This window comes from Rhodoferax sp. EU05-FHT12H12 (assembly GCF_058791215.1).
The window spans coordinates 19,078-38,632 of record NZ_JBYTDI010000007.1 but is presented as its reverse complement, the minus strand read 5'-3'; the positions used below and the strand labels follow the sequence as shown (position 1 = coordinate 38,632).

General features: G+C 62.1%; 23 protein-coding genes and 1 tRNA gene. 5 read left to right on the top strand and 19 right to left on the bottom strand.

Features of this window, described 5'->3' with window-relative positions:
• Positions 1–54: 54 nt before the first annotated feature.
• The 5 genes from AC3WS7_RS17085 to AC3WS7_RS17065 all read right to left on the bottom strand — a co-directional run bounded on the left by AC3WS7_RS17085 (position 55) and on the right by AC3WS7_RS17065 (position 5,238).
• Complete coding sequence (locus AC3WS7_RS17085) at positions 55–1,356, bottom strand: ABC transporter substrate-binding protein (RefSeq protein WP_492657192.1); 1,302 nt, start codon at positions 1,354–1,356, stop codon at positions 55–57.
• A 65-nt stretch (positions 1,357–1,421) separates the two neighbouring features.
• Positions 1,422–2,426, bottom strand: coding sequence for an ABC transporter ATP-binding protein (locus tag AC3WS7_RS17080; protein WP_492657191.1), 1,005 nt, complete (start codon positions 2,424–2,426; stop codon positions 1,422–1,424).
• A gap of 185 nt (positions 2,427–2,611) precedes the next feature.
• The gene (locus AC3WS7_RS17075; RefSeq protein ID WP_296468197.1) at positions 2,612–2,929 is read right to left on the bottom strand and encodes an ATPase with chaperone activity; all 318 of its coding nucleotides are present in this window, start codon (positions 2,927–2,929) and stop codon (positions 2,612–2,614) included.
• A gap of 123 nt (positions 2,930–3,052) precedes the next feature.
• The gene (locus AC3WS7_RS17070) at positions 3,053–4,291 is read right to left on the bottom strand and encodes a DEAD/DEAH box helicase (protein ID WP_492657190.1); all 1,239 of its coding nucleotides are present in this window, start codon (positions 4,289–4,291) and stop codon (positions 3,053–3,055) included.
• A 140-nt stretch (positions 4,292–4,431) separates the two neighbouring features.
• The gene (locus AC3WS7_RS17065) at positions 4,432–5,238 is read right to left on the bottom strand and encodes an IclR family transcriptional regulator domain-containing protein (protein WP_296468193.1); all 807 of its coding nucleotides are present in this window, start codon (positions 5,236–5,238) and stop codon (positions 4,432–4,434) included.
• 134 nt (positions 5,239–5,372) lie between these two features.
• Here AC3WS7_RS17065 and pobA point away from each other — a divergent pair, with 134 nt between their 5' ends.
• Entirely contained in the window at positions 5,373–6,545 is a 1,173-nt protein-coding gene (pobA, locus tag AC3WS7_RS17060; RefSeq protein WP_492657189.1) for a 4-hydroxybenzoate 3-monooxygenase, read from the top strand.
• A gap of 6 nt (positions 6,546–6,551) precedes the next feature.
• Here the strand turns inward: pobA and AC3WS7_RS17055 are convergent.
• A tRNA-Arg gene (locus tag AC3WS7_RS17055) sits at positions 6,552–6,627 on the bottom strand.
• 93 nt (positions 6,628–6,720) lie between these two features.
• Here AC3WS7_RS17055 and AC3WS7_RS17050 point away from each other — a divergent pair.
• Positions 6,721–7,251: a c-type cytochrome gene (locus AC3WS7_RS17050; RefSeq protein WP_296468190.1), complete on the top strand. Its 531-nt coding sequence runs from the start codon at positions 6,721–6,723 to the stop codon at positions 7,249–7,251.
• A gap of 118 nt (positions 7,252–7,369) precedes the next feature.
• Here the strand turns inward: AC3WS7_RS17050 and AC3WS7_RS17045 are convergent, their stop codons facing one another.
• Genes AC3WS7_RS17045 through AC3WS7_RS17030 form a run of 4 tightly spaced genes read right to left on the bottom strand, consistent with a single transcriptional unit; the run spans position 7,370 to position 10,285 of the window.
• Positions 7,370–7,966, bottom strand: a complete 597-nt coding sequence (locus AC3WS7_RS17045; RefSeq protein WP_492657188.1) for a DUF2946 family protein — start codon at positions 7,964–7,966, stop codon at positions 7,370–7,372.
• 9 nt (positions 7,967–7,975) lie between these two features.
• A complete protein-coding gene (locus tag AC3WS7_RS17040; RefSeq protein ID WP_492657221.1) occupies positions 7,976–9,031 on the bottom strand; it encodes a YheT family hydrolase in 1,056 nt (351 codons plus the stop codon).
• Positions 9,032–9,069: 38 nt separating this feature from the next.
• Positions 9,070–9,525, bottom strand: coding sequence for a YybH family protein (locus tag AC3WS7_RS17035; RefSeq protein ID WP_492657187.1), 456 nt, complete (start codon positions 9,523–9,525; stop codon positions 9,070–9,072).
• Positions 9,526–9,544: 19 nt separating this feature from the next.
• A complete protein-coding gene (locus AC3WS7_RS17030; protein ID WP_492657186.1) occupies positions 9,545–10,285 on the bottom strand; it encodes a hypothetical protein in 741 nt (246 codons plus the stop codon).
• Between the two features lie 58 nt (positions 10,286–10,343).
• On the opposite strand from AC3WS7_RS17030, the gene AC3WS7_RS17025 reads away from it, so the two are divergent.
• The 3 genes from AC3WS7_RS17025 to AC3WS7_RS17015 are packed head-to-tail and all read left to right on the top strand — an operon-like array spanning position 10,344 to position 12,376.
• On the top strand, positions 10,344–10,952 hold the full coding sequence (locus AC3WS7_RS17025) for a LemA family protein (RefSeq protein WP_296468181.1): 609 nt from the start codon (positions 10,344–10,346) through the stop codon (positions 10,950–10,952).
• A gap of 6 nt (positions 10,953–10,958) precedes the next feature.
• Entirely contained in the window at positions 10,959–11,861 is a 903-nt protein-coding gene (locus AC3WS7_RS17020) for a TPM domain-containing protein (protein WP_492657185.1), read from the top strand.
• A gap of 38 nt (positions 11,862–11,899) precedes the next feature.
• Positions 11,900–12,376 carry a TPM domain-containing protein gene (locus AC3WS7_RS17015; protein ID WP_492657184.1) on the top strand — a complete coding sequence of 159 codons (477 nt, stop codon included), beginning with the start codon at positions 11,900–11,902 and terminating at the stop codon, positions 12,374–12,376.
• Positions 12,377–12,431: 55 nt separating this feature from the next.
• On the opposite strand, the gene AC3WS7_RS17010 is transcribed toward AC3WS7_RS17015, so the two are convergent.
• From AC3WS7_RS17010 to AC3WS7_RS16970, 9 genes are read right to left on the bottom strand one after another with little or no spacing between them, the layout of a single operon-like run.
• On the bottom strand, positions 12,432–12,848 hold the full coding sequence (locus tag AC3WS7_RS17010) for a F0F1 ATP synthase subunit epsilon (RefSeq protein WP_296468176.1): 417 nt from the start codon (positions 12,846–12,848) through the stop codon (positions 12,432–12,434).
• Positions 12,849–12,851: 3 nt separating this feature from the next.
• Positions 12,852–14,252 (bottom strand): F0F1 ATP synthase subunit beta, encoded by a 1,401-nt coding sequence (atpD, locus tag AC3WS7_RS17005; protein ID WP_296468174.1) that lies wholly within the window; start codon positions 14,250–14,252, stop codon positions 12,852–12,854.
• 29 nt (positions 14,253–14,281) lie between these two features.
• A complete protein-coding gene (gene atpG, locus AC3WS7_RS17000; RefSeq protein WP_296468172.1) occupies positions 14,282–15,166 on the bottom strand; it encodes a F0F1 ATP synthase subunit gamma in 885 nt (294 codons plus the stop codon).
• Between the two features lie 27 nt (positions 15,167–15,193).
• Complete coding sequence (gene atpA / locus AC3WS7_RS16995; protein ID WP_296468170.1) at positions 15,194–16,747, bottom strand: F0F1 ATP synthase subunit alpha; 1,554 nt, start codon at positions 16,745–16,747, stop codon at positions 15,194–15,196.
• 50 nt (positions 16,748–16,797) lie between these two features.
• Positions 16,798–17,328 (bottom strand): F0F1 ATP synthase subunit delta, encoded by a 531-nt coding sequence (locus AC3WS7_RS16990; RefSeq protein WP_492657183.1) that lies wholly within the window; start codon positions 17,326–17,328, stop codon positions 16,798–16,800.
• Between the two features lie 9 nt (positions 17,329–17,337).
• Entirely contained in the window at positions 17,338–17,808 is a 471-nt protein-coding gene (locus AC3WS7_RS16985; protein WP_296468166.1) for a F0F1 ATP synthase subunit B, read from the bottom strand.
• Positions 17,809–17,843: 35 nt separating this feature from the next.
• A complete protein-coding gene (atpE, locus tag AC3WS7_RS16980) occupies positions 17,844–18,092 on the bottom strand; it encodes a F0F1 ATP synthase subunit C (RefSeq protein ID WP_105261674.1) in 249 nt (82 codons plus the stop codon).
• Positions 18,093–18,152: 60 nt separating this feature from the next.
• Entirely contained in the window at positions 18,153–19,031 is an 879-nt protein-coding gene (gene atpB, locus AC3WS7_RS16975) for a F0F1 ATP synthase subunit A (protein ID WP_492657182.1), read from the bottom strand.
• A 14-nt stretch (positions 19,032–19,045) separates the two neighbouring features.
• On the bottom strand, positions 19,046–19,546 hold the full coding sequence (locus AC3WS7_RS16970) for an ATP synthase subunit I (protein WP_492657181.1): 501 nt from the start codon (positions 19,544–19,546) through the stop codon (positions 19,046–19,048).
• Positions 19,547–19,555: the final 9 nt, after the last annotated feature.

Below are 19,555 nucleotides of genomic sequence, written 5' to 3'. Positions count from 1 at the left end.
GCCCGCAAGCCGCCGGCCGGAAGACGCGCCCCACGGCGCTGTCAGAGGAGAGGCTTACTTGATGGCGTCCCAGCTCTTCTGGATTTCGTCAGCCACCGCTTGGGCGGACTGGCCACCGGAGTAGTTGACCATGCCCTTCCAGAAGCTGCCTGCACCCACGGCGCCAGGCATCAGGTCCGAACCGTCAAAGCGGAAGGTGGTGGCGTTCTGCAAGATCTCGCCCTGCTTTTTCAGCGAGGCCGTCTTGTACTTGGCCAGGTCCACACCCTTGTGCGGTGTCAGGAAACCACCTTCGGCCATCCAGATTTCATGCGACTGGGGATGCTGCAGGTACTCCATGAAGGCACGGGCGCCCTTGCTGTCCTTGGTGATGGTGAGGATGGTGCCACCGCCCAGGACCGGGTTGCCCAGCTTCTTGCTGGCGTAGGACGGGAAGTAGAAGAAGTCGGCTTCATCGGCCTTGCCTTCGGGGAAGAAGGCGGGAATGAAGGACGCTTGGCGGTGCATATAGCACTTGGGTGGCGAGCCGAACAGGCCTTTGGGGCTGTCCTTGAAGCTCACCGTGGCCACGGCTTTGGCGCCGCCGTCCACATAGGCGTCGTTCTTGGCAAACCAGCCATAGGCCTCGATGGCGTCAACTACGCGCTTGTCGTTGAACTTGACCTTGTTGCTGACCCAGCCGTCGTACACCTCGGGGGACTGGGTGCGCAGCATCATGTCTTCCACCCAGTCGGTCGCGGGCCAGCCGGTGGCGGCGTCCGAACCCAGGCCGATACACCAGGGCTTGCCACCGTCGGCGGCAATTTTCTTGGTCAGGGCTTGCAGGTCTTCCATGGACTTGGGCACTTTGTAGCCCTTTTCCTTGAAGTTCTCAGGCAGGTACCAGACCAGGCTCTTCACGTTCACGTTGTAGAACATGCCGTAGAACTCTTTCTTGCCGGCCTTGTTGGCGTAGGTGCCCAGGTCGGCCCAGGAGCTGCCCGCGGCGTAGTTCTTCTTCACCCACTCTTGTGCCTTGGAGCCCAGGGGCTTCAGGCCATCGATGGCGGCCATGTTGGCGGCCAGGCCGGGCTGGGGAAACACCGAGATGTTGGACGGCGAACCGGCCTTGATGTCGATCACGATCTGCTGCTCGGAGCTCTGCGAGCAGGAATGCTTCACGGTCGCGCCAGTGGCTTTCTCAAAGTTGGCAACCACCTTCTTGAACATGCCTTCTTCGGCACCGGTCCAGGGGCAGGTAATGGTGATGACTTCACCCTTCAGGTCCGGGCCTTTGTAGTCCGCCGCCATTGCGGGGCTGACCAGGGACCCCAATGCCAAAGCCGAAGCCCCGGCGATCATGGATTTCTTGAACATCGTCTCTCTCCTCTTGTTGTGCCGCGGCCCATCCGCAGCACGTTAAAAATGGATGCCTCGGTGCGTCAGTCGACGCGCTTGCCTTCGGCGTTGAAGCGGTACAGGTGCTCGGGCGCAAAACCCAGCGCAATGGTGCTGCCGGGCTCCAGGGCCAGCGTACCGTCCATGCGGGCGGTCACCTCACCGTGCGCGTGGCTGCTCACATAGGCAAAGGTCTCGTTGCCCAGCTGCTCGGAATGTTTGAGCGTGCCCTGGATGGGGCCATCGGCCAATACCTTGAGATGCTCGGGGCGCAGGCCCACGTGGGCCACGTTGTGGCGGGCCGCCAATTCGCCGCCCAGAATGTTCATCTGCGGCGAACCAATGAAACCGGCCACAAACAGGCTGGCGGGCTTGTTGTAGAGCTCCAGCGGGCGGCCGACCTGCTCCACCCGGCCCTTGTTCAACACCACAATTTTGTCGGCCAGTGTCATGGCCTCCACCTGGTCGTGCGTCACATACACCATGGTGGCGCCCAGGCGGCGGTGCAGGGTGGCCAGCTCCACCCGCATCTTGGTGCGCAGGGCAGCATCCAGGTTGGAGAGCGGCTCGTCAAACAAAAACACCTTGGGGTCACGCACGATGGCGCGACCAATGGCCACGCGCTGGCGCTGGCCGCCCGACAGGGCTTTGGGCAGGCGGTCCAGGTACTCGGTGAGTTGCAGGATGTCGGAGGCTTCACGCACGCGGCGCTCGATTTCGGCCTTGGGCGTCTTGGCAATCTTCAGCGCGAAGGCCATGTTGTCGTACACGGTCTTGTGCGGGTAGAGCGCGTAACTCTGGAACACCATGGCCACACCCCGCTCGGACGGGCCCAGCTCATTCACCCGCACACCACCAATGTTGAGGTCACCGCCCGAGATGTCCTCCAGGCCCGCAATCATGCGCAGCAGGGTGGTTTTGCCGCAGCCAGACGGCCCCACAAACACAGTGAACTCACCCGGCTCGATATCCAGGTCGATGCCATGGATGACATCGGCCTTGCCGTAGTTTTTGACGATTCCGCGCAAGCGGACATCCGACTGACTCATATGCATGCTCCTGACGGTGGGACAGCGGCGTGCCGCTACGCCTCAAAATGTAATCAGATTACATTCACACACGATGAGGGAAAACCCTTGAAAATCGGTACGAAAGTCAATTTTCAAAACCGATTTTGTCCAATGAAGATGCAGAACACGAAAAAGAACGGTTTTGCGTTCAAAAAGTAATACGGTTACACATCAGTTACCGACGGCAAGGCCCAGCCCAGCAGCTCGGCCAGGCGGCACACCACCCACTGCGCCTCGGGCGGCGTGACCACCGCCGCCTCGCCATGCAGCCCCTGGCGAACGCGCGACAACACATCCGACTCGGCCAAGCCCAGGCTGAACTCCATGTCTTTGGCCGTGGTGGTGAGCAGATTGGCCAGGTCTTCACACAGCTCGTAGCGCTGCGCCACCTCCGGCCAGGGCGTACTCAGGCGCTGGCGCCGGGTGTCGGTGTACAGCAGCAAAAAGCTCTGGGGAATCTCGATCTGGTAGTCGTCAGACATGGGGCCGTCCCTGCAGGTCGGTGCGGGCCTGCGCCGCAAGACAGGCCATGCACCTCATTTATAAGCAAAATAGGGCTCTAGCCCTCGTGGAATATGTGCGGATAGCTACTAATTTAATAGCAATCACGCAAGTGGCGGCAACAAACCAGCCGCGCGCAGCTTGTCTTTTTTGCTGGGGCGGTGGCCCTTGATGCCGCCACCCAACGTAGCCACCGGCACGGTGGCCGTGGGCGCAAAGCCGGCCACCTGCTCGCGCGCAATGGTGGTGCGATGGCGTTTCTCGATCAGGCGGAAATGCGACTCCATGTCCGCCGTGACAAAACTCACCGCCAGGCCACTGGCACCGGCGCGCGCGGTGCGGCCAATGCGGTGGGTGTAGTCGGTGGCCGAGCGCGGCAGGTCAAAGTTGACCACCACCGGCAGGTCGCTGATGTCGATGCCGCGGGCCGCAACATCGGTGGCCACCACCACCTGGATGGCGGAAGCCTTGAAATCCATCAGCACCTGGGTGCGTTTGCCCTGGCTCAGCTGGGCATGGAAAGGCTCGGCCAACAGGCCGGCCCGGCGCAACTTGTCGGCCACCATCTCGGCCGCGTATTTGGTCGCCACAAACACCAGCACCCGGCTCCAGCCGTGTTCGGCAATCAGGTGGCGCAGCAGCTGGGTGCGCTGGCTGGCGTCCACCTGGATGGCGCGCTGGGCGATGTCGGGCTGCTCGCCCTCCTCGGCCACCACATTCACTTCCACCGGGTTGTGCAGGCTGGCCTGCGCCATGGTGCGCACGCCAGCAGAAAAGGTTGCCGAATACAGCAGGCTCTGGTGGCGTGCCGGCAGCAGGCCGCGGATGCGGTCAAGCTCCTGTGCAAAGCCCAGGTCCAGCAAGCGGTCGGCCTCGTCCAGCACCAGGGTCTGCACGCCGCCCAGGCTCAGCGCACGGTGGTCCACCACATCGAGCAAACGGCCCGGCGTGGCCACCACGATGTCGGTGCCGCCACGCAGGCCCATGAGCTGCGGATTGATGGAGACCCCACCAAACAACACGGTTACCCGGGCCGCCTGGCCTGCGTGCTGGGCCAGGGTGCGCAGCGTGTCGCCGACCTGGGTGGCCAGCTCGCGCGTGGGCACGACCACCAGTGCGGCAGCGTGGCGAGATTTGGGCCCCGTGCGGCTGGCCAGTTGCGCCAGCAACACCATGGCATAGGCCGCGGTTTTGCCCGAGCCCGTTTGCGCACAGGCCAGCACATCCTGCCCACCCAGGGCCACGGGCACGGTCTGGGCTTGCACGGGCGTGGGCAACACAAAGCCCTGCAGCACCATGGCGTGGGCCAGTGCGGGGGAAATACCGAGGTCGGAAAAGGGCATGGAGTGGGGAAGGTAAAGAGGAAAACCGGCAAGGCGGGCCCTGCAGCGAACCGGGCTGGCGACCCGGATCGGTCCGCTGCGTGCGGGTGTGTGGTGCATTTTAGGTCGCCGGCCTCCTGCGCGCGCAAAAACACCGTGCCTTAGAGCAGGGGCCGCAGTTCCCGCGCAGCATCTTGCAACACCGGCAGCAGCTCCCGCTGCAGGGCCTGCACCGTCCAGCGATGCGGTGCAGCCACCACATTGAGCGCAGCCACGGTGTCGCCCTGCACATTGCGCAAGGGCACCGCCAAGGCTTGCACACCCAGCTCATGCTCTTCGCTCGCCAGATAGAAGTCTTGCCGCCGCGCCGCGTCAATGCTCTGGCGCAGGGCCTGGGGGTCGGTAACGGTGTGTGCAGTCAGGCGCCGCAGGGGTTGCGCCTTGATCCAGGCTGCCACCTGCGGCTTGGGCAGTGCGGCCAGCAGCAGGCGGCCGGTTGACGTGGCGTGGGCAGGCAAGCGCGCGCCCAGGTGCAGACCGTAGGCCAGCACCTGGGCCTTGCCCGAGGGCGAGCTGCGCCAGTCATTGCCGCTGCGGGCCACGATGACCACCTCGTGCCCGTCCAACACCACCGCCGAGAACGACTCCTGCGTCTGCGCCGCCAGCCGGTTCAGCGTGGGCTGCAGCACCCGCGGCATACGCGCCGACGCCAGGTAGCTGCCTGAAAAACGCAGCACCTTGCTGGAGAGCCAGTAGTAACTGCCATCGGTCTCCAGATACCCCAGGTAGGCCAGTGTGAGCAGGTGGCGGCGCGCCGCGGCCCGCGTAATGCCGGCGCGCTGGGCCGCCAGCGTGGCATTGAGCCGCTGGCGCTCGGTGTCAAAACTCTCCAGCACCGCCATGCCCTTGGCCATGCCGGCAATCAGGTCAGCCTTGGCAATGCCGGGAGGGGAATCGGTCGAAGTCATCGTGTGCATTCAGGTGATGTTGCGCGATTATCGCGCAATCACTCCAATCATCGCGCAAATGGCGCACACGTGCATGGCGCACAACGGGAGCCAGACCTAAGCTTGTCCATCTCTTTTTTAACTGCGAACACCCCATGCGTACCCAAGTAGCCATCATTGGTGCCGGCCCCTCAGGATTGCTGCTGGGCCAGCTCTTGCACAAGGCCGGCATCGACGCCGTCATCCTGGAGCGCCAAAGCGGCGACTACGTGCTCTCGCGCATCCGCGCCGGGGTGCTGGAACAGGTCACCACCGACCTGCTGGATGAAGCCGGTGTCGGCGCTCGCATGCACGCCGAAGGGCTGGTACATGCCGGCTTTGACATGTTGTTCCAGGAGACTCGCCACCGCATCGACCTGCAGGCGCTCACCGGCGGCAAGCAGGTCATGGTGTACGGCCAGACCGAAGTCACCCGCGACCTGATGGCCGCACGCCAAGCGGCCGGTCTGCCCACCCTCTACGAGGCCAGCAATGTCACGGTACACGATTTTGACGGCGCGCAGCCCTATGTCTTGTACGAGAAAGATGGCGCACAGCACCGCCTGGACTGCGACTTCATCGCCGGCTGCGACGGCTTCCACGGCGTGTGCCGCGCCAGCGTGCCTGCCGGCGCCATCACCGAGTTTGAAAAGGTCTACCCCTTTGGCTGGCTGGGCCTGCTGGCCGACACGCCACCGGTGCACCACGAACTGGTCTACGCCAACAGCAGTCGCGGTTTCGCGCTGTGCTCACAGCGCAGCGCCACCCGCAGCCGCTACTACCTGCAGGTGCCGCTGACCGACAAGGCGGAGGCCTGGTCCGATGAGGCTTTCTGGCAGGAGCTGCGCCTGCGCCTGGACCCCGAGGCGCGCGAGACGCTGGTGACCGGCCCCTCACTGGAGAAAAGTATTGCCCCGCTGCGCAGTTTTGTGACCGAACCCATGCGCTTTGGCCGCATGTTCCTGGCCGGCGACGCCGCCCACATCGTGCCCCCCACCGGGGCCAAGGGCCTGAACCTGGCCGCCACCGACGTGAAATACCTGTCCATGGCGTTTATCGAGTACTACCTGGAGCGCTCCAGCGCCGGGGTGGACCACTACTCGCAGCGTTGCCTGCAGCGCATCTGGAAGGGGGAGCGGTTTTCGTGGTGGTTCACCAGCCTGATGCACCGCTTTCCCAACGAAGGTGCGATTGGGCAAAAACTGCAGGAAGCGGAGCTGGCCTACCTGGTGCAATCGCAGGCGGCATCGACCGTGCTGGCCGAAAACTATGTGGGCTTGCCACTGTGAGGGATTTGGTGCGGCTGGCGGGGATCGAACCCACGACCCTTGGCTTCGGAGGCCAATACTCTATCCACTGAGCTACAGCCGCGTCCAGAAGAGTGGGCATTGTAGGTGTTTTCGCAGAGGGCCCCCGTTATAATCCGCAGCTGTTTCGAAGCCCCCGACTTTTTTGAGGACACCCATGAGCGACTCCAGCCACGCGACCGCGCACGATGAGGCCCACACCGGCCCCATCAAGACTCCCAAGCAATTGTTGCTGGCGGCTTTTTTCTCATTCGTGATCCCCATCTTCGTGATCATCGGCTTGGTGTACTACGTCACCGCCGACAACAAGCCCGCCGCGGGCACAGTGAATGCAGAAAAAGCCCTGGCCGAGCGCATCCAAAAGGTGGGCATGGTCGAGATCCGCGATGCCAACCGCGAAATGAAAACCGGCGAGCAGGTGTTCACCGCCCAGTGCTCGGCCTGCCACGCGGCTGGTTTGGCCGGCTCGCCCAAGTTTGGCGATGCGGGTGCGTGGGGTCCCCGCATCAAGACTGGCTTTGACGCCTTGTTGAACTCCGCCCTCAAGGGCAAGGGCGCCATGGGTGCCCAGGGCGGTGGTGATCTGGACGATTTCGAGATTGCCCGCGCGGTGGTCTACATGGTGAACGGCAGCGGTGGCAAGTTTGACGAGCCCAAGAAGGCCGCAGCCCCCGAAGCCGCGAAGTAAGCCGCCTGCAGCGGCAGACGCTGCGCCCCCGAGAAAGCCGACAACCCTGTCGGCTTTTTTGTGGCCATTTTCAAGCCAAATTGGCCTCTAGCCCCCGCAGATATTGCGCGAACAGCTACTATATTGATAGCAAACTGGCCTGGAGCGCCTGGAGCGCCTGGAGCGCCTGGAGCGCCTGGAGCGCCTGGAGCGCCTGGGGGCTTGGGGCGTAGGCGAAGCGCTGCGGCAGGTCTGCCCGGCGCACCTCATGCAAAGCCCACAGCCCTTGCTCCAGCGCCTGCGCGGCGCGGCCCGTGTCTTGGGTGTGGACCAGGCCAAAGCCCAGATCGGTATGGAGGTAGAGCCAACCTTCTTCGTCCAGCAGGGCTTGTTGCACCTGTGCGGGAGCGCCTGTGTGGGCCACCACCGCACCATCGTCGGCTACACGCCAGACCCAAGGCGTGGCCTCCAGCTCCACAAACACACGCTGCGGACCGTTCTGGAAGAACCAGCGCCCGCTGGCATCGGCCGCATAGTTGCGCTGGATAAAGTCAATCAGCTTTTCGTGTTGCAGGCGGCTCCCCTTGGCGCCGGCTTGGCCGCTGGCAAACGCGCCCTGCGCCTGGGCCGCGTCGTCGCGCATAAACCATTGGCCACGTGCGTCCAGACCCAGCCAGCCGTAGCAGTCCGGCACATTGGGCCACTTGGCCATGGCTTGTTTGACGATGTCGTCCATGGACCGCCTTCAGGTCAGGTGGCGGTTTAGCCAGCCGCCCACGGCGTCGGGCATGGTGCGCACATGGCCGGGCACCGGCCCTTGCGGAAAACCCACATGGCCACCGTGCGCAGGCTGCCACAGCGTGACGTGTGTGCCCACCTCGCCCTGCGAGGGCAGGCACCAGGCCGGGACAAAGGGGTCGTTGCGCGCATTGACCACCAGCGCCGGCACGCGAATGGCGGCCAGATGGGGCTTGGCCGAGGCGCGGGCCCAGTAGTCCTCGGTGCTTTGGAAGCCGTGCAGGGGCGCGGTAAAGATGTTGTCGAACTCGTAGAGGTCGCGTGCGGCCTTGAGCGCGGCACCATCGAACAGGCCCGGGTGCTGCTGCAGCTTGCGCAGGGCCTTGGGCACCATGGTATTGAGGAACATGCGGGTGTAGACCAGTCGGTTGAAGCCACGCCCAATGGCATAGCCGCCCGCAGCGAGATCGATGGGCGAGCACACGGCTGCCACGCCCCGCACCACCCGGGCAGCGCTGGCGCCCATCTCTTCGGCCCAGCGCAGCAGCGCGTTGCCGCCCAAAGAGACACCCACCGCGAGGATGGGGCCGCGATGCTTGGCACGGAATTGCTCCAGCATCCATCCGACCTCGGCAAAGTCACCCGAGTGGTAGGCGCGGGGTGCGTGGTTCAGCTCGCCACCACAGCCCCGGAAATGTGGCACGGCGTAGGCCATGCCGTGGGTGCGGGCGAAGTCGGCAAAAGCCTCGGCGTAGTGGCTGCGCGAGCTGCCCTCCAGGCCGTGGAACAGCACCAGCAAGGGGCGCTCCTCCTCGCGCGACGTCGATGGCTGCAGCGCAGGGCCGCCCCAAGCAAGGCCAGCCCCCTCGGGGGGCAGCGACCCGTGCAGCGGCGGAGCGTGGGGGCTAGTCAGCCAGTCCACGTCCACAAAGTCAGCGTCCGGCGTAGCCCAGCGTTCACGCCGGTACTGCGGGTGCGGGCCGAACACGCGGCGCGAGTACAGCGCGGGCCAGATGGTCTGCAGGTTGCCGCCGGGCAACCAGCGGGGCGCTACATAATTCATAGCTGCTTGCGCATATTCCACGTGCTCTGGAGGCATATTTAATGCAAAACCTGGGCACCGACGGGCACATGGGCCGCGTCTTCCGGCGTGCCCGGGCTGGCGTGGTGAACCACCAGACGCCAGCCTTGCGGGGTCTTGTGGTAGACGTTGGTGGCCAGCACATGGGCCTTGGCCGGGCCTTCGGGGGTCATCACCTCCACGCGCTCCAGCACATGGTGCACCGCGCTGGCCAGCGAGTCGACGCGGCGAATCTGCTCGGCCTGCACGTGCACCGCGCCGCCGTGTGCAAACAGGGCGTCAAATGCCGCACGGATGGCGCCCACACCCACCACGCGCGGGCCACCAGGATGGATGCAGGCGATCTCGTCCTCGTCGGCCCAGCAGGCCATGAGCTTTTCGATGTCGCCGGTCTGCAGCGCCTCGTAAAACGCGGCTTCGACTTCGTCGGGGGTTCCGCCCAAGGCGGCGTGCAAGGTGGCTTTGTGTCGGGGCATGGGGCAATTCTCGCGCAACTCAGGAGGCCAACCAGGCACGTACGGTCTCTTGCACCGTGGCCTCTGTGGTGCGGCGTGCCAGTTCGGGCGGCGCAATGTGCACGCCGGGCGGCATCTCGCGCAGGGCCACGTCCACCAGCGCGGCGACGTCAGCCGCACGCGGCGGCATTTCGTTGCTGGGCACCATGTAGGCAAAGATGGACAGCATGCGGTGCGCCAGCCATTCCAAGACGTTGGCATGCGGTGGCGCCTGGGGCGCGGCGGCGGGCCGCACCAGCAGCAGGCGCGTAAAACCCATGCTGGCCACGGCCTGCTCGTCCAGGTTGGCCAGGCCGGCTTTCAGCGCTTGCGGCAGGCGGCCTTGGTCATGCGGCACGACCACGGCCAGGGTGTGCACGCCGCAGCGCAGCATCCAGGCAGCCAGTGCGGGCAGTTGCGTGGGTTGTGGTGTCCACAACGCACGTTCGCGGTCGTTGTAGAGGTTGGGCGCGTCAAACACGATGACGCCCACCGTGGCAGGCTGCAACGGCCAGTTGGCGGGATTGTCCGAAGGCACACCCACGATCTGTACCCGGTCCAATGCCGGGGTCATGTCCTCCTGCACCAGCACCCGCAACGTGCGGTAGTGGTGGCCGCCGGCCAGGCGCTGCAGCACCTCGGCCCCCAGCGTACCTGCGGCACCTGCAATCAAGGCCTCGGGGAGCAGCGCCGGGGGCGCAGGGCCACGTTGGGCGGCTTGTAGGGCGTGGAGTAGGGTCATGGCGGGGCGATCGGGTAGCGCTCTATAGTACGGGCTGTTGCATTAGCAGGAGCTTCCCATGCGTTTGTCTACTTTTCGGGCCCGGGTTTGGCTGGCTGCGGTGGCGATGGCCACCCTGCTGAGTGGGTGTGGCTACAACGACTTCCAGCGTCTGGACGAACAGACCAAGGCCGCGTGGAGCGAGGTGCTGAACCAGTACCAGCGCCGCGCAGACTTGGTCCCCAATATCGTGGCCACCGTCAAAGGCGAAGCGGCTTTTGAACAAGAGACACTGACCAAAGTGGTGGAGGCGCGTGCCAAGGCCACATCGATCCAGGTGACGCCCGAGACGCTGAATAACCCCGAGGCCTTCTCCAAATTCCAGGCCGCACAGGGCGAACTGGGGGGCGCATTGAGCCGCCTGATGGTGGTGAGCGAGCAGTACCCCAACCTGAAGGCGAACCAGGGCTTTAGCGACCTGCGGGTACAACTCGAAGGCACCGAGAACCGCATCACCGTGGCGCGCAACCGCTACATCCAGGCGGTGCAGGCGTACAACGTGCTGGCGCGCAGCTTCCCCAGCAACCTGACGGCCATGGTGTTCAGCTACGCCCCCAAGCCCGTCTTTGCGGTGCAAAACGAAGCGGCCATCAGCGCCCCGCCGGTGGTCGACTTCAACAAGAAGTAAGCCCGCATGCACGTGTTGCTTCGTTGGCACCGAGCTCTGGTGCTGGGCTTTGCCGGGTTGGCCTTGGCGGTCTGCGTGCCTCTGCTGCACGCGCAAGACCTTCAGCCCGTACCCGCGCTGAGTAGCCATGTCATCGACACCACGGCGACGTTGAGCACAGCACAGCAGCAGGCACTGGACGCCAAGCTGGTGGCATTTGAAGCCGCTAGTGGCGCCCAGGTGGTGGTGTTGATGGTGCCAACTACAGCGCCTGAGGACATTGCCAGCTACGCCAACCGGGTGGGCAACACCTGGAAGATTGGGCGCAAAGACATTGGCGATGGCCTGATCCTTTTGGTGGCCAAGAATGACCGCAAGCTGCGCATTGAAGTAGCCAAGACACTGGAAGGTGCGATTCCCGATCTGATGGCCAAACGCGTGATTGACCAGGCCATTGCGCCCCGCCTGAAAGAGGGCGACTTTGCCGGCGGCATGGATGCGGGGCTGGAACAGATCATGGGGCTGATTCGCGGCGAGGCCTTGCCAGCACCCGCGCCAATGCGCAGCAACACAAACGCAGGGTTTCAGTGGATGGACCTGGCGGTGTTTCTCTTCTTTGCCGTGGCGGTCGGGGGCAGCATGGCGCGGCGCGTGCTGGGCAACAAGCTGGGCTCATTGCTCATCGGTGGTGTGGCGGGAGGCTTGGTGTGGTTTGTGAGCAGCAGCATCCTGCTGGCGGGCCTGGCAGCAGTCGTCGCGCTGATTTTTACCTTGTTGAGCAGCCTCAACAAAACCGGCTCAAGCCGACACAGCACCGCTTGGGGTGGCTCGGGTTCCGGTAGTGGCTGGAGCTCCGGCTCCGGCGGCGGCGGGTTCAGTTCAGGCGGTGGTGGCAATTTTGGAGGCGGTGGCGCCTCGGGGGGATGGTGATGTTGTCGCGTTTGCAGCGCCTTTTTAAACACCGCTGGATGGAGAACGCCGATCGTGTGCTCACTGCCGAGGCCCTTCTGCGCCTGCAAACCCGGGTCACCGCCAGCGAGGCCCAGCACAGTGGAGAGATCCGCATTTGCGTGGAAGCCGGTTTGCCCAATAGCTATCTGCTGCGGCCCGACACCACAGCAGCCCTGTTGCGCCAACGCGCACTTGCGCAATTCGGCCGCTTGCGGGTGTGGGACACCGAGCGGAACAACGGCGTGCTGATTTACCTGTGCCTGGCCGAGCGCGCCATCGAACTGGTGGCAGACCGCGGCGTGGACCGTGTGGTGCCTGCGGACCAGTGGCACGGTGTCGTGCAGCAGTTGGCCATGGCGCTGCGGGCAGGCCAGTACGAACAGGGCCTGACCCAGTCCATCGACGCCGTGTGTGCCGTGCTGACGCGACATTTTCCGTTGCAGCCCGGACAGCACAACCCCAATGAATTGCCGGACGCACCGGCCCTGTCTTAGCCCCTGAAACGACAAAACCGCCCGAAGGCGGTTTTGTAAGGGCAAGCGCGCACGCTTATTTTTTGCGCAAGAACTTGCGTGCAGCGGTAATCTCCGCCGCCATGATGGCGATCTCCGACTGGATCTTCGCAATATCGATCTCGCTCTTGGCGTTCTTCAACGCTTCTTCAGCAGCAGCCTTGGCGGCGTTGGCCTTCTCTTCGTCCAGGTCCTTGCCGCGAATGGCTGTGTCAGACAACACAGTCACGCAGTGGGGCTGCACTTCGAGAATGCCACCGGCCACGAACACAAACTCTTCGCTGCCGTCCGCCTTTTCGATGCGCACCGAGCCAGGCTTGATGCGCGTGATCAGGGGCGTGTGGCGGGGCTTGATGCCCAGCTCGCCAGCCTCACCGGGAAGCGCCACGAAGACGGCTTCACCGGAGAAGATGGACTCTTCTGCACTGACCACATCAACGTGGATGGTGTTCATGTCTTAGACCTTCTTGGCTTTTTCGAAGGCTTCGTCGATGGTGCCGACCATGTAGAACGCTTGCTCTGGCAGGTGATCGCACTCACCGCCCACAATCATCTTGAAACCACGAATGGTTTCAGACAAGGGGACGTACTTGCCAGGGGAACCGGTGAACACTTCAGCCACGTGGAATGGCTGACTCAGGAAACGCTGGATCTTGCGGGCACGTGCCACAGCCAGTTTGTCTTCTGGGGCCAAGTCGTCCATACCCATGATCGCAATGATGTCGCGCAGTTCGCGGTAGCGCTGCAGCGTGCCTTGCACCGCACGGGCGGTGTTGTAGTGGTCATCACCCACCACCAGCGGATCCAGCTGGCGGCTGGTGGAGTCCAGTGGATCCACCGCAGGGTAGATACCCAGCGAAGCGATGTCACGGGACAGCACCACGGTGGAATCCAAGTGGGCAAAGGTCGTGGCAGGCGAAGGATCGGTCAAGTCATCGGCAGGCACGTACACGGCCTGGATGGACGTGATGGAACCGACTTTGGTCGACGTAATACGCTCTTGCAAGCGGCCCATTTCTTCAGCCAGGGTAGGCTGGTAGCCCACGGCGGAAGGCATACGGCCCAAGAGCGCGGACACTTCGGTACCGGCCAAGGTGTAGCGGTAGATGTTGTCCACGAAGAACAGCACGTCCTTGCCTTCGTCGCGGAAGGACTCGGCAATGGTCAGACCGGTCAGGGCCACGCGCAGACGGTTGCCTGGGGGTTCGTTCATCTGACCGTACACCATCGCCACTTTGGACTCGGGCAGGTCTTCGAGGTTCACCACGCCGGAATCGGCCATCTCGTGGTAGAAGTCGTTTCCTTCACGGGTACGCTCACCCACACCAGCGAACACGGACAAGCCGCTGTGCGCCTTGGCGATGTTGTTGATGAGTTCCATCATGTTCACGGTCTTGCCCACACCGGCACCACCGAACAGGCCCACCTTGCCGCCCTTGGCGAACGGGCAGACCAAGTCAATCACCTTGATACCGGTTTCCAGCAGCTCTTGAGAAGGGCTCAGTTCGTCGTACGAAGGGGCCTTGCGGTGGATGGAAGCGGTGTGCTCTTGGCTCACGGGACCGCGCTCGTCGATAGGCGAACCCAGTACGTCCATGATGCGGCCCAGGGTGGCCTTGCCCACGGGCACAGTGATTTGTGCGCCCGTGTTGTACACCACCAGACCGCGACGCAGGCCGTCAGACGAACCCAGCGCAATGGTACGCACCACGCCATCGCCAAGCTGCTGCTGCACTTCGAGAGTCAGCGGAGAGCCTTCCATCTTGAGCGCGTCATACACACGGGGCATGCGGTCACGGGGAAACTCCACGTCCACCACGGCGCCGATACATTGAACAATTTTTCCTTGGGCTTGCATTTTTTCGCTCCAATAATTTCTGAATTCGCTTAGCCGCTGATGGCAGCTGCACCGGACACGATTTCAGACAGCTCTTTGGTAATCGCGGCCTGACGGGTCTTGTTGTAAACGAGCTTGAGCTCGGCAATGACGTTACCGGCATTGTCTGTGGCGGCCTTCATGGCCACCATGCGTGCAGCATGCTCAGACGCCATGTTTTCGGCCAGCGCCTGGAACACCAGAGCCTCTACGTAACGCACGAGCAACTCGTCGATAACGGTTTGCGCGTCCGGCTCGTAGATGTAATCCCAAGCGTGGTGGCTGCCTTCGGCCTTGCTGTCCGCTGCCATTTTTTCAGCAGACAGTGGCAGCAACTGCTCAACCACGGGGTCCTGCTTCATGGTGCTGACAAACTTGTTGTAGCAAACGTGCACCGCGCTGATCTCACCCGCCACATACGCATCGATCAGCACCTTGACAGGCCCAATGAGCTTGTCCAGGTGAGGGCGATCGCCCAAGTGGGTGACGTGAGACACAACCTGCGCGCCCACACGGTTCAAGAAGCCAAGACCTTTGCTGCCGATGGCAACCGCCTGCGCCGTCTTGCCGGCAGCCTGCGTATCACGCAGTTTGCCGGTGACCTGGCGCAGCAGGTTGGTATTGAGACCACCGCACAAACCTTTGTCCGTGGTCACCACAATCAGACCCACCGCTTTCGCGTCGTTGGTCTTCATGAAACTGTGCACGTACTCGGGGTTGGCTTGCCCCAGATTCGTCGCAATGTCCCGGATCTTCGTGCTGTAAGGGCGGGCAGCGCGCATACGCTCCTGCGCCTTGCGCATTTTGGAGACCGAGATCATTTCCATGGCCTTGGTGATCTTCTTGGTGTTTTCCACCGATTTGATCTTGGTGCGTAGTTCCTTGCCTGCTGCCATCAATGGCTCCTTGTGATCAGGTGGAAATCAAGCAAAAGTTTTCTTGAACGCGGCCACAGCAGCAGTCAATTCAGCCTCGGCATCCTTGTCCAGTGCCTTGGTGTCTTCCACCTTGGCCAACAGGGCTGCGTGCTTGTCCTTGAGGTAGGCATGAAGGCCGTGCTCGAAAGCCAGGATCTTCTTGACTTCCACGTCATCCATGAAGCCCTTGTTCACTGCGAACAGCGAAGCGCTCATGATGCTGATGGACTGAGGGCTGTATTGCTTTTGCTTCAGCAGTTCGGTCACGCGGGCACCGCGGTCCAGCTGCTTGCGGGTGGCTTCGTCCAGATCGGAAGCGAACTGCGCGAACGCAGCCAGTTCACGGTACTGGGCCAAGTCGTTACGGATACCGCCGGACTGGCCCTTGACCACTTTGGTCTGCGCAGCAGAACCCACGCGGGACACCGAAATACCGGCGTTGATCGCGGGACGCACACCGGCGTTGAACAACGAGGTTTCCAGGAAGATCTGGCCGTCGGTGATCGAGATCACGTTGGTAGGCACGAAAGCAGACACGTCACCGGCTTGGGTTTCGATGATAGGCAGAGCGGTCAAAGAACCGGTCTTGCCTTTCACAGCGCCCTTGGTGAAGGCTTCCACGTACTCTGCGTTCACGCGGGCTGCGCGCTCCAGCAAACGGCTGTGGAGATAGAACACGTCGCCAGGGTAGGCTTCGCGGCCCGGTGGACGGCGCAACAGCAAGGAAACCTGGCGGTAGGCCACGGCTTGCTTGGACAAATCGTCATACACGATCAGTGCGTCTTCGCCGCGGTCGCGGAAGTACTCACCCATGGTGCAGCCGGAGTACGCAGACACGTACTGCATGGCGGCAGATTCAGAGGCGGAAGCTGCCACCACGATGGTGTATTCCATGGCGCCAGCTTGTTCCAGAGCGCGCACCACGTTCTTGATCGAGGAAGCCTTTTGGCCGATCGCAACGTAGACGCAGGTCATGTTCTGACCCTTCTGGTTGATGATGGCGTCGATGGCCACGGCAGTCTTGCCGGTCTGGCGGTCGCCAATGATCAATTCGCGCTGGCCGCGGCCGACGGGAACCATGGAGTCGATGGACTTCAGGCCGGTCTGCATGGGCTGATCCACGGATTTACGGGCGATCACACCAGGTGCCACCTTTTCGATCACGTCGGTCATCTTGGCGTTGATGGGGCCTTTGCCGTCAATGGGCTGACCCAGGGCGTTAACCACGCGGCCTTTGAGCTCGGGGCCCACGGGCACTTCCAGAATGCGGCCGGTGCACTTGACCGTGTCGCCTTCGGAGATGTGCTCGTACTCACCCAAGATCACGGAACCCACCGAGTCACGCTCAAGGTTCAGTGCCAGACCATAGGTGGGCAGGCCGTCGGAGCCAGCGGGGAATTCCAGCATTTCGCCTTGCATCACGTCAGACAGACCGTGGATGCGGCAGATACCGTCCGTCACCGACACCACAGTGCCTTGGTTGCGGATGTCAGCGCTGACGGACAGGCCGTCGATACGGCTCTTGATCAATTCAGAAATTTCTGCGGGATTGAGTTGCATGACTCTTTCCTTCTTTCTTTAGTTGGGCTTCACGGCAAGAGGCTTGCGCCTCAGGCAGTGAGAGCCACTTTCATTTGTTCCAGACGGGCCTTGACGGAAGTGTCGAGCACTTCATCACCCACCACCACACGGATACCGCCAATCAGCTCGGCGTCGAGCTCAACGGAGACATTGAGCTTGCGGTTGAAACGCTTTTCGAGCGCAGCCGCAACGTCCGCCAACGCAGCTGCGTCGATCGGGAAAGCGCTGTAAACAACGGCATCAGACAGTCCGCTTTTCGCGTTCTTGAGTCCGCGAAACAGGGCTGCAATCTCGGGCAGCGCTTCCAGGCGTCCGTTGTCGATGACCGTGCGCAGGAAGTTTTTGCCTTGCTCCGGCAGCGCTGCCTTCATCACACCGGCAATCAGGTCAAAGACCTGTGCGCTGGTGACTTTGGGGTTGCTGGCGAACTGCTGCAATTGGCCATTTTGGGCAATTTCAGCAAGTTCATCCAACCACACGGCAGCGGCGCTCAAGTCGGCTTGCGCCGCCTTGAACAAGGCTTCGGCATAAGGCCTGGCAATGGTGGCAAGTTCAGCCATGGTCTTCCCTTACAGCTCAGTCTTCAGACGAGACAGCAAGTCGGCATGCACACCGGCATTGACTTCCTTGCGCAGGATCTGCTCGGCGCCTTTGACGGCGAGAGCGGCGACTTGCTCGCGCAATGCTTCACGGGCCTTGACCGACTGTTGCTCGGCTTCCGCCTTGGCAGCCGCAATGATGCGGTTGCCCTCTTCAGTGGCACGCGCCTTGGCCTCTTCCACAATGGCCTGGCCACGACGCTCGGCATCAGCCAGGCGACCTGCGGTTTCATTTTTGGAAGTAGCCAGTTCGGCTTCCACACGTTGGTTGGCAGACGCCAGTTCGGCCTTGGCCTTGTCGGCGGCGGCAAGGCCGTCGGCGATTTTCTGTGCCCGCTCGTCCAGCGCTTTCGTGATCGGGGGCCACACGAATTTCATCGTGAACCACACCAGGATCGCAAAAACGATAGCCTGCAGGAACAGGGTTGCGTTGATGTTCACGGTTTGATTCCTTCTCTAACGTGAAGGGCCGTTGATTACTTCAGAACGAAGGGGTTGGCGAATGCGAACAGCAGAGCGATAGCAACACCGATCAGGAACGCAGCGTCAATCAGACCAGCCAAGATGAACATCTTGGTTTGCAGTTCGTTCATCAGCTCGGGCTGACGTGCAGAAGACTCGAGGAACTTGCCACCCATCAGCGCGATGCCGATGGAAGCGCCGATAGCGCCCAGACCAACGATGATGCCGCAAGCCAAAGCCACGAGGCCGAGAATGTTTTCCATGAGAAGCTCCTAAAAGTTAGTGGAAAAGAAAAAGAAACGAAATAAAACGAGAGGTTTACATCAATGTGCGTCGTGCGCTTGACCGGTGTAGATCAGCGTCAACATCATAAAGATGAAGGCTTGCAAAGTGATCACCAGAATGTGGAACAAGGTCCACACGGTTCCGGCGATGACATGGCCGATGGCCAAGCCAACACCGGTTGCCGACAACGCCCAGCCACCACCCATCAGGGCAATCAACATGAACACCAGCTCACCCGCAAACATGTTGCCAAACAACCGCATGCCGTGGGACACGGTCTTGGCAAGGTACTCAATCATCTGCATCAGGAAGTTCACGGGGTACAGGGCCCAGTGATCACCAAACGGTGCAGCAATCAACTCGTGCGCCCAGCCGCCCAGCCCCTTGATCTTGATGTTGTAGAACACACAGATCAGCAGAACAGAACAAGACAGACCCAGTGTCGTGGAAAGGTCCGCGGTAGGAACCACACGCATGTAATCTTTGAAACCCATGGCAGGACCGGCGGAGTGCCAGATCTGGGGGATCAGATCCACGGGCAGCATGTCCATGGCGTTCATCAGGAAAATCCAGACAAACACGGTCAAGGCGAGGGGGGAAATCAGTTTGCGGCTCTTGGCGTTGTGAATCACACCCTTGGCCTGGTTTTCCACCATTTCGGAGAGGATTTCAACGGCTGCCTGGAAACGGCCGGGCACGCCGGACGTGGCCTTGCGCGCAGCGCTCCACAACACGAAACAACCGATCACACCCAGGATGACCGAAAACAGCACCGAGTCAAAATTAAACAGGCTGAAGTCGACAATGCTGGTTTGCTTCACGCTCTGGAAGGAAAAGTCCTTCTGCAGGTGTTGCAAGTGGTGCTGGATATATTCACCAGCGGAGGGGGCATGTGTTCCAGTGTTTTCTGCAGACATAGGTCACCAAAATATCAATTCGAACCGTTGAGACTTCGGCGTCGCGAGTGCAACCACGCGGCCACCCAATACACCTTCATCGTCACCACAAAGCCAACCACCAGGGCTAGCCAGTTGAGCGGGGAAACCACCTTGGGCGCCAATAACAACATGGCAACCGTCAAGGCAACTTTCACCGACTCCCAAATCACAAATCCCATCATCGCCGCGCCGGGCTGGGTCACTGCGCGCTGGCGCTGCAAACCCCGAACCATCAACGCCGCGGGAAAAACCACCGCCAATGCACCGTAGGCAGCAGAAATACCCGCCACCTCGCCGCCCCACCAGCCAGCCAGCAAAGCCAGCACCACACCTGCCACCAATTGCCACACAACCACCCACCAAGGAGAGATCGCGGGATGGGCACTGCGCCATTGCTGGACTTCTTCTGCCGTCAAGGGCTTGAACTCTGCGTCAAAGAGCCCATCTGGGTTCTCTGCGTCAGTAGACACATAAGGCTGAGGCGCGATTGTCATGAATCAAAA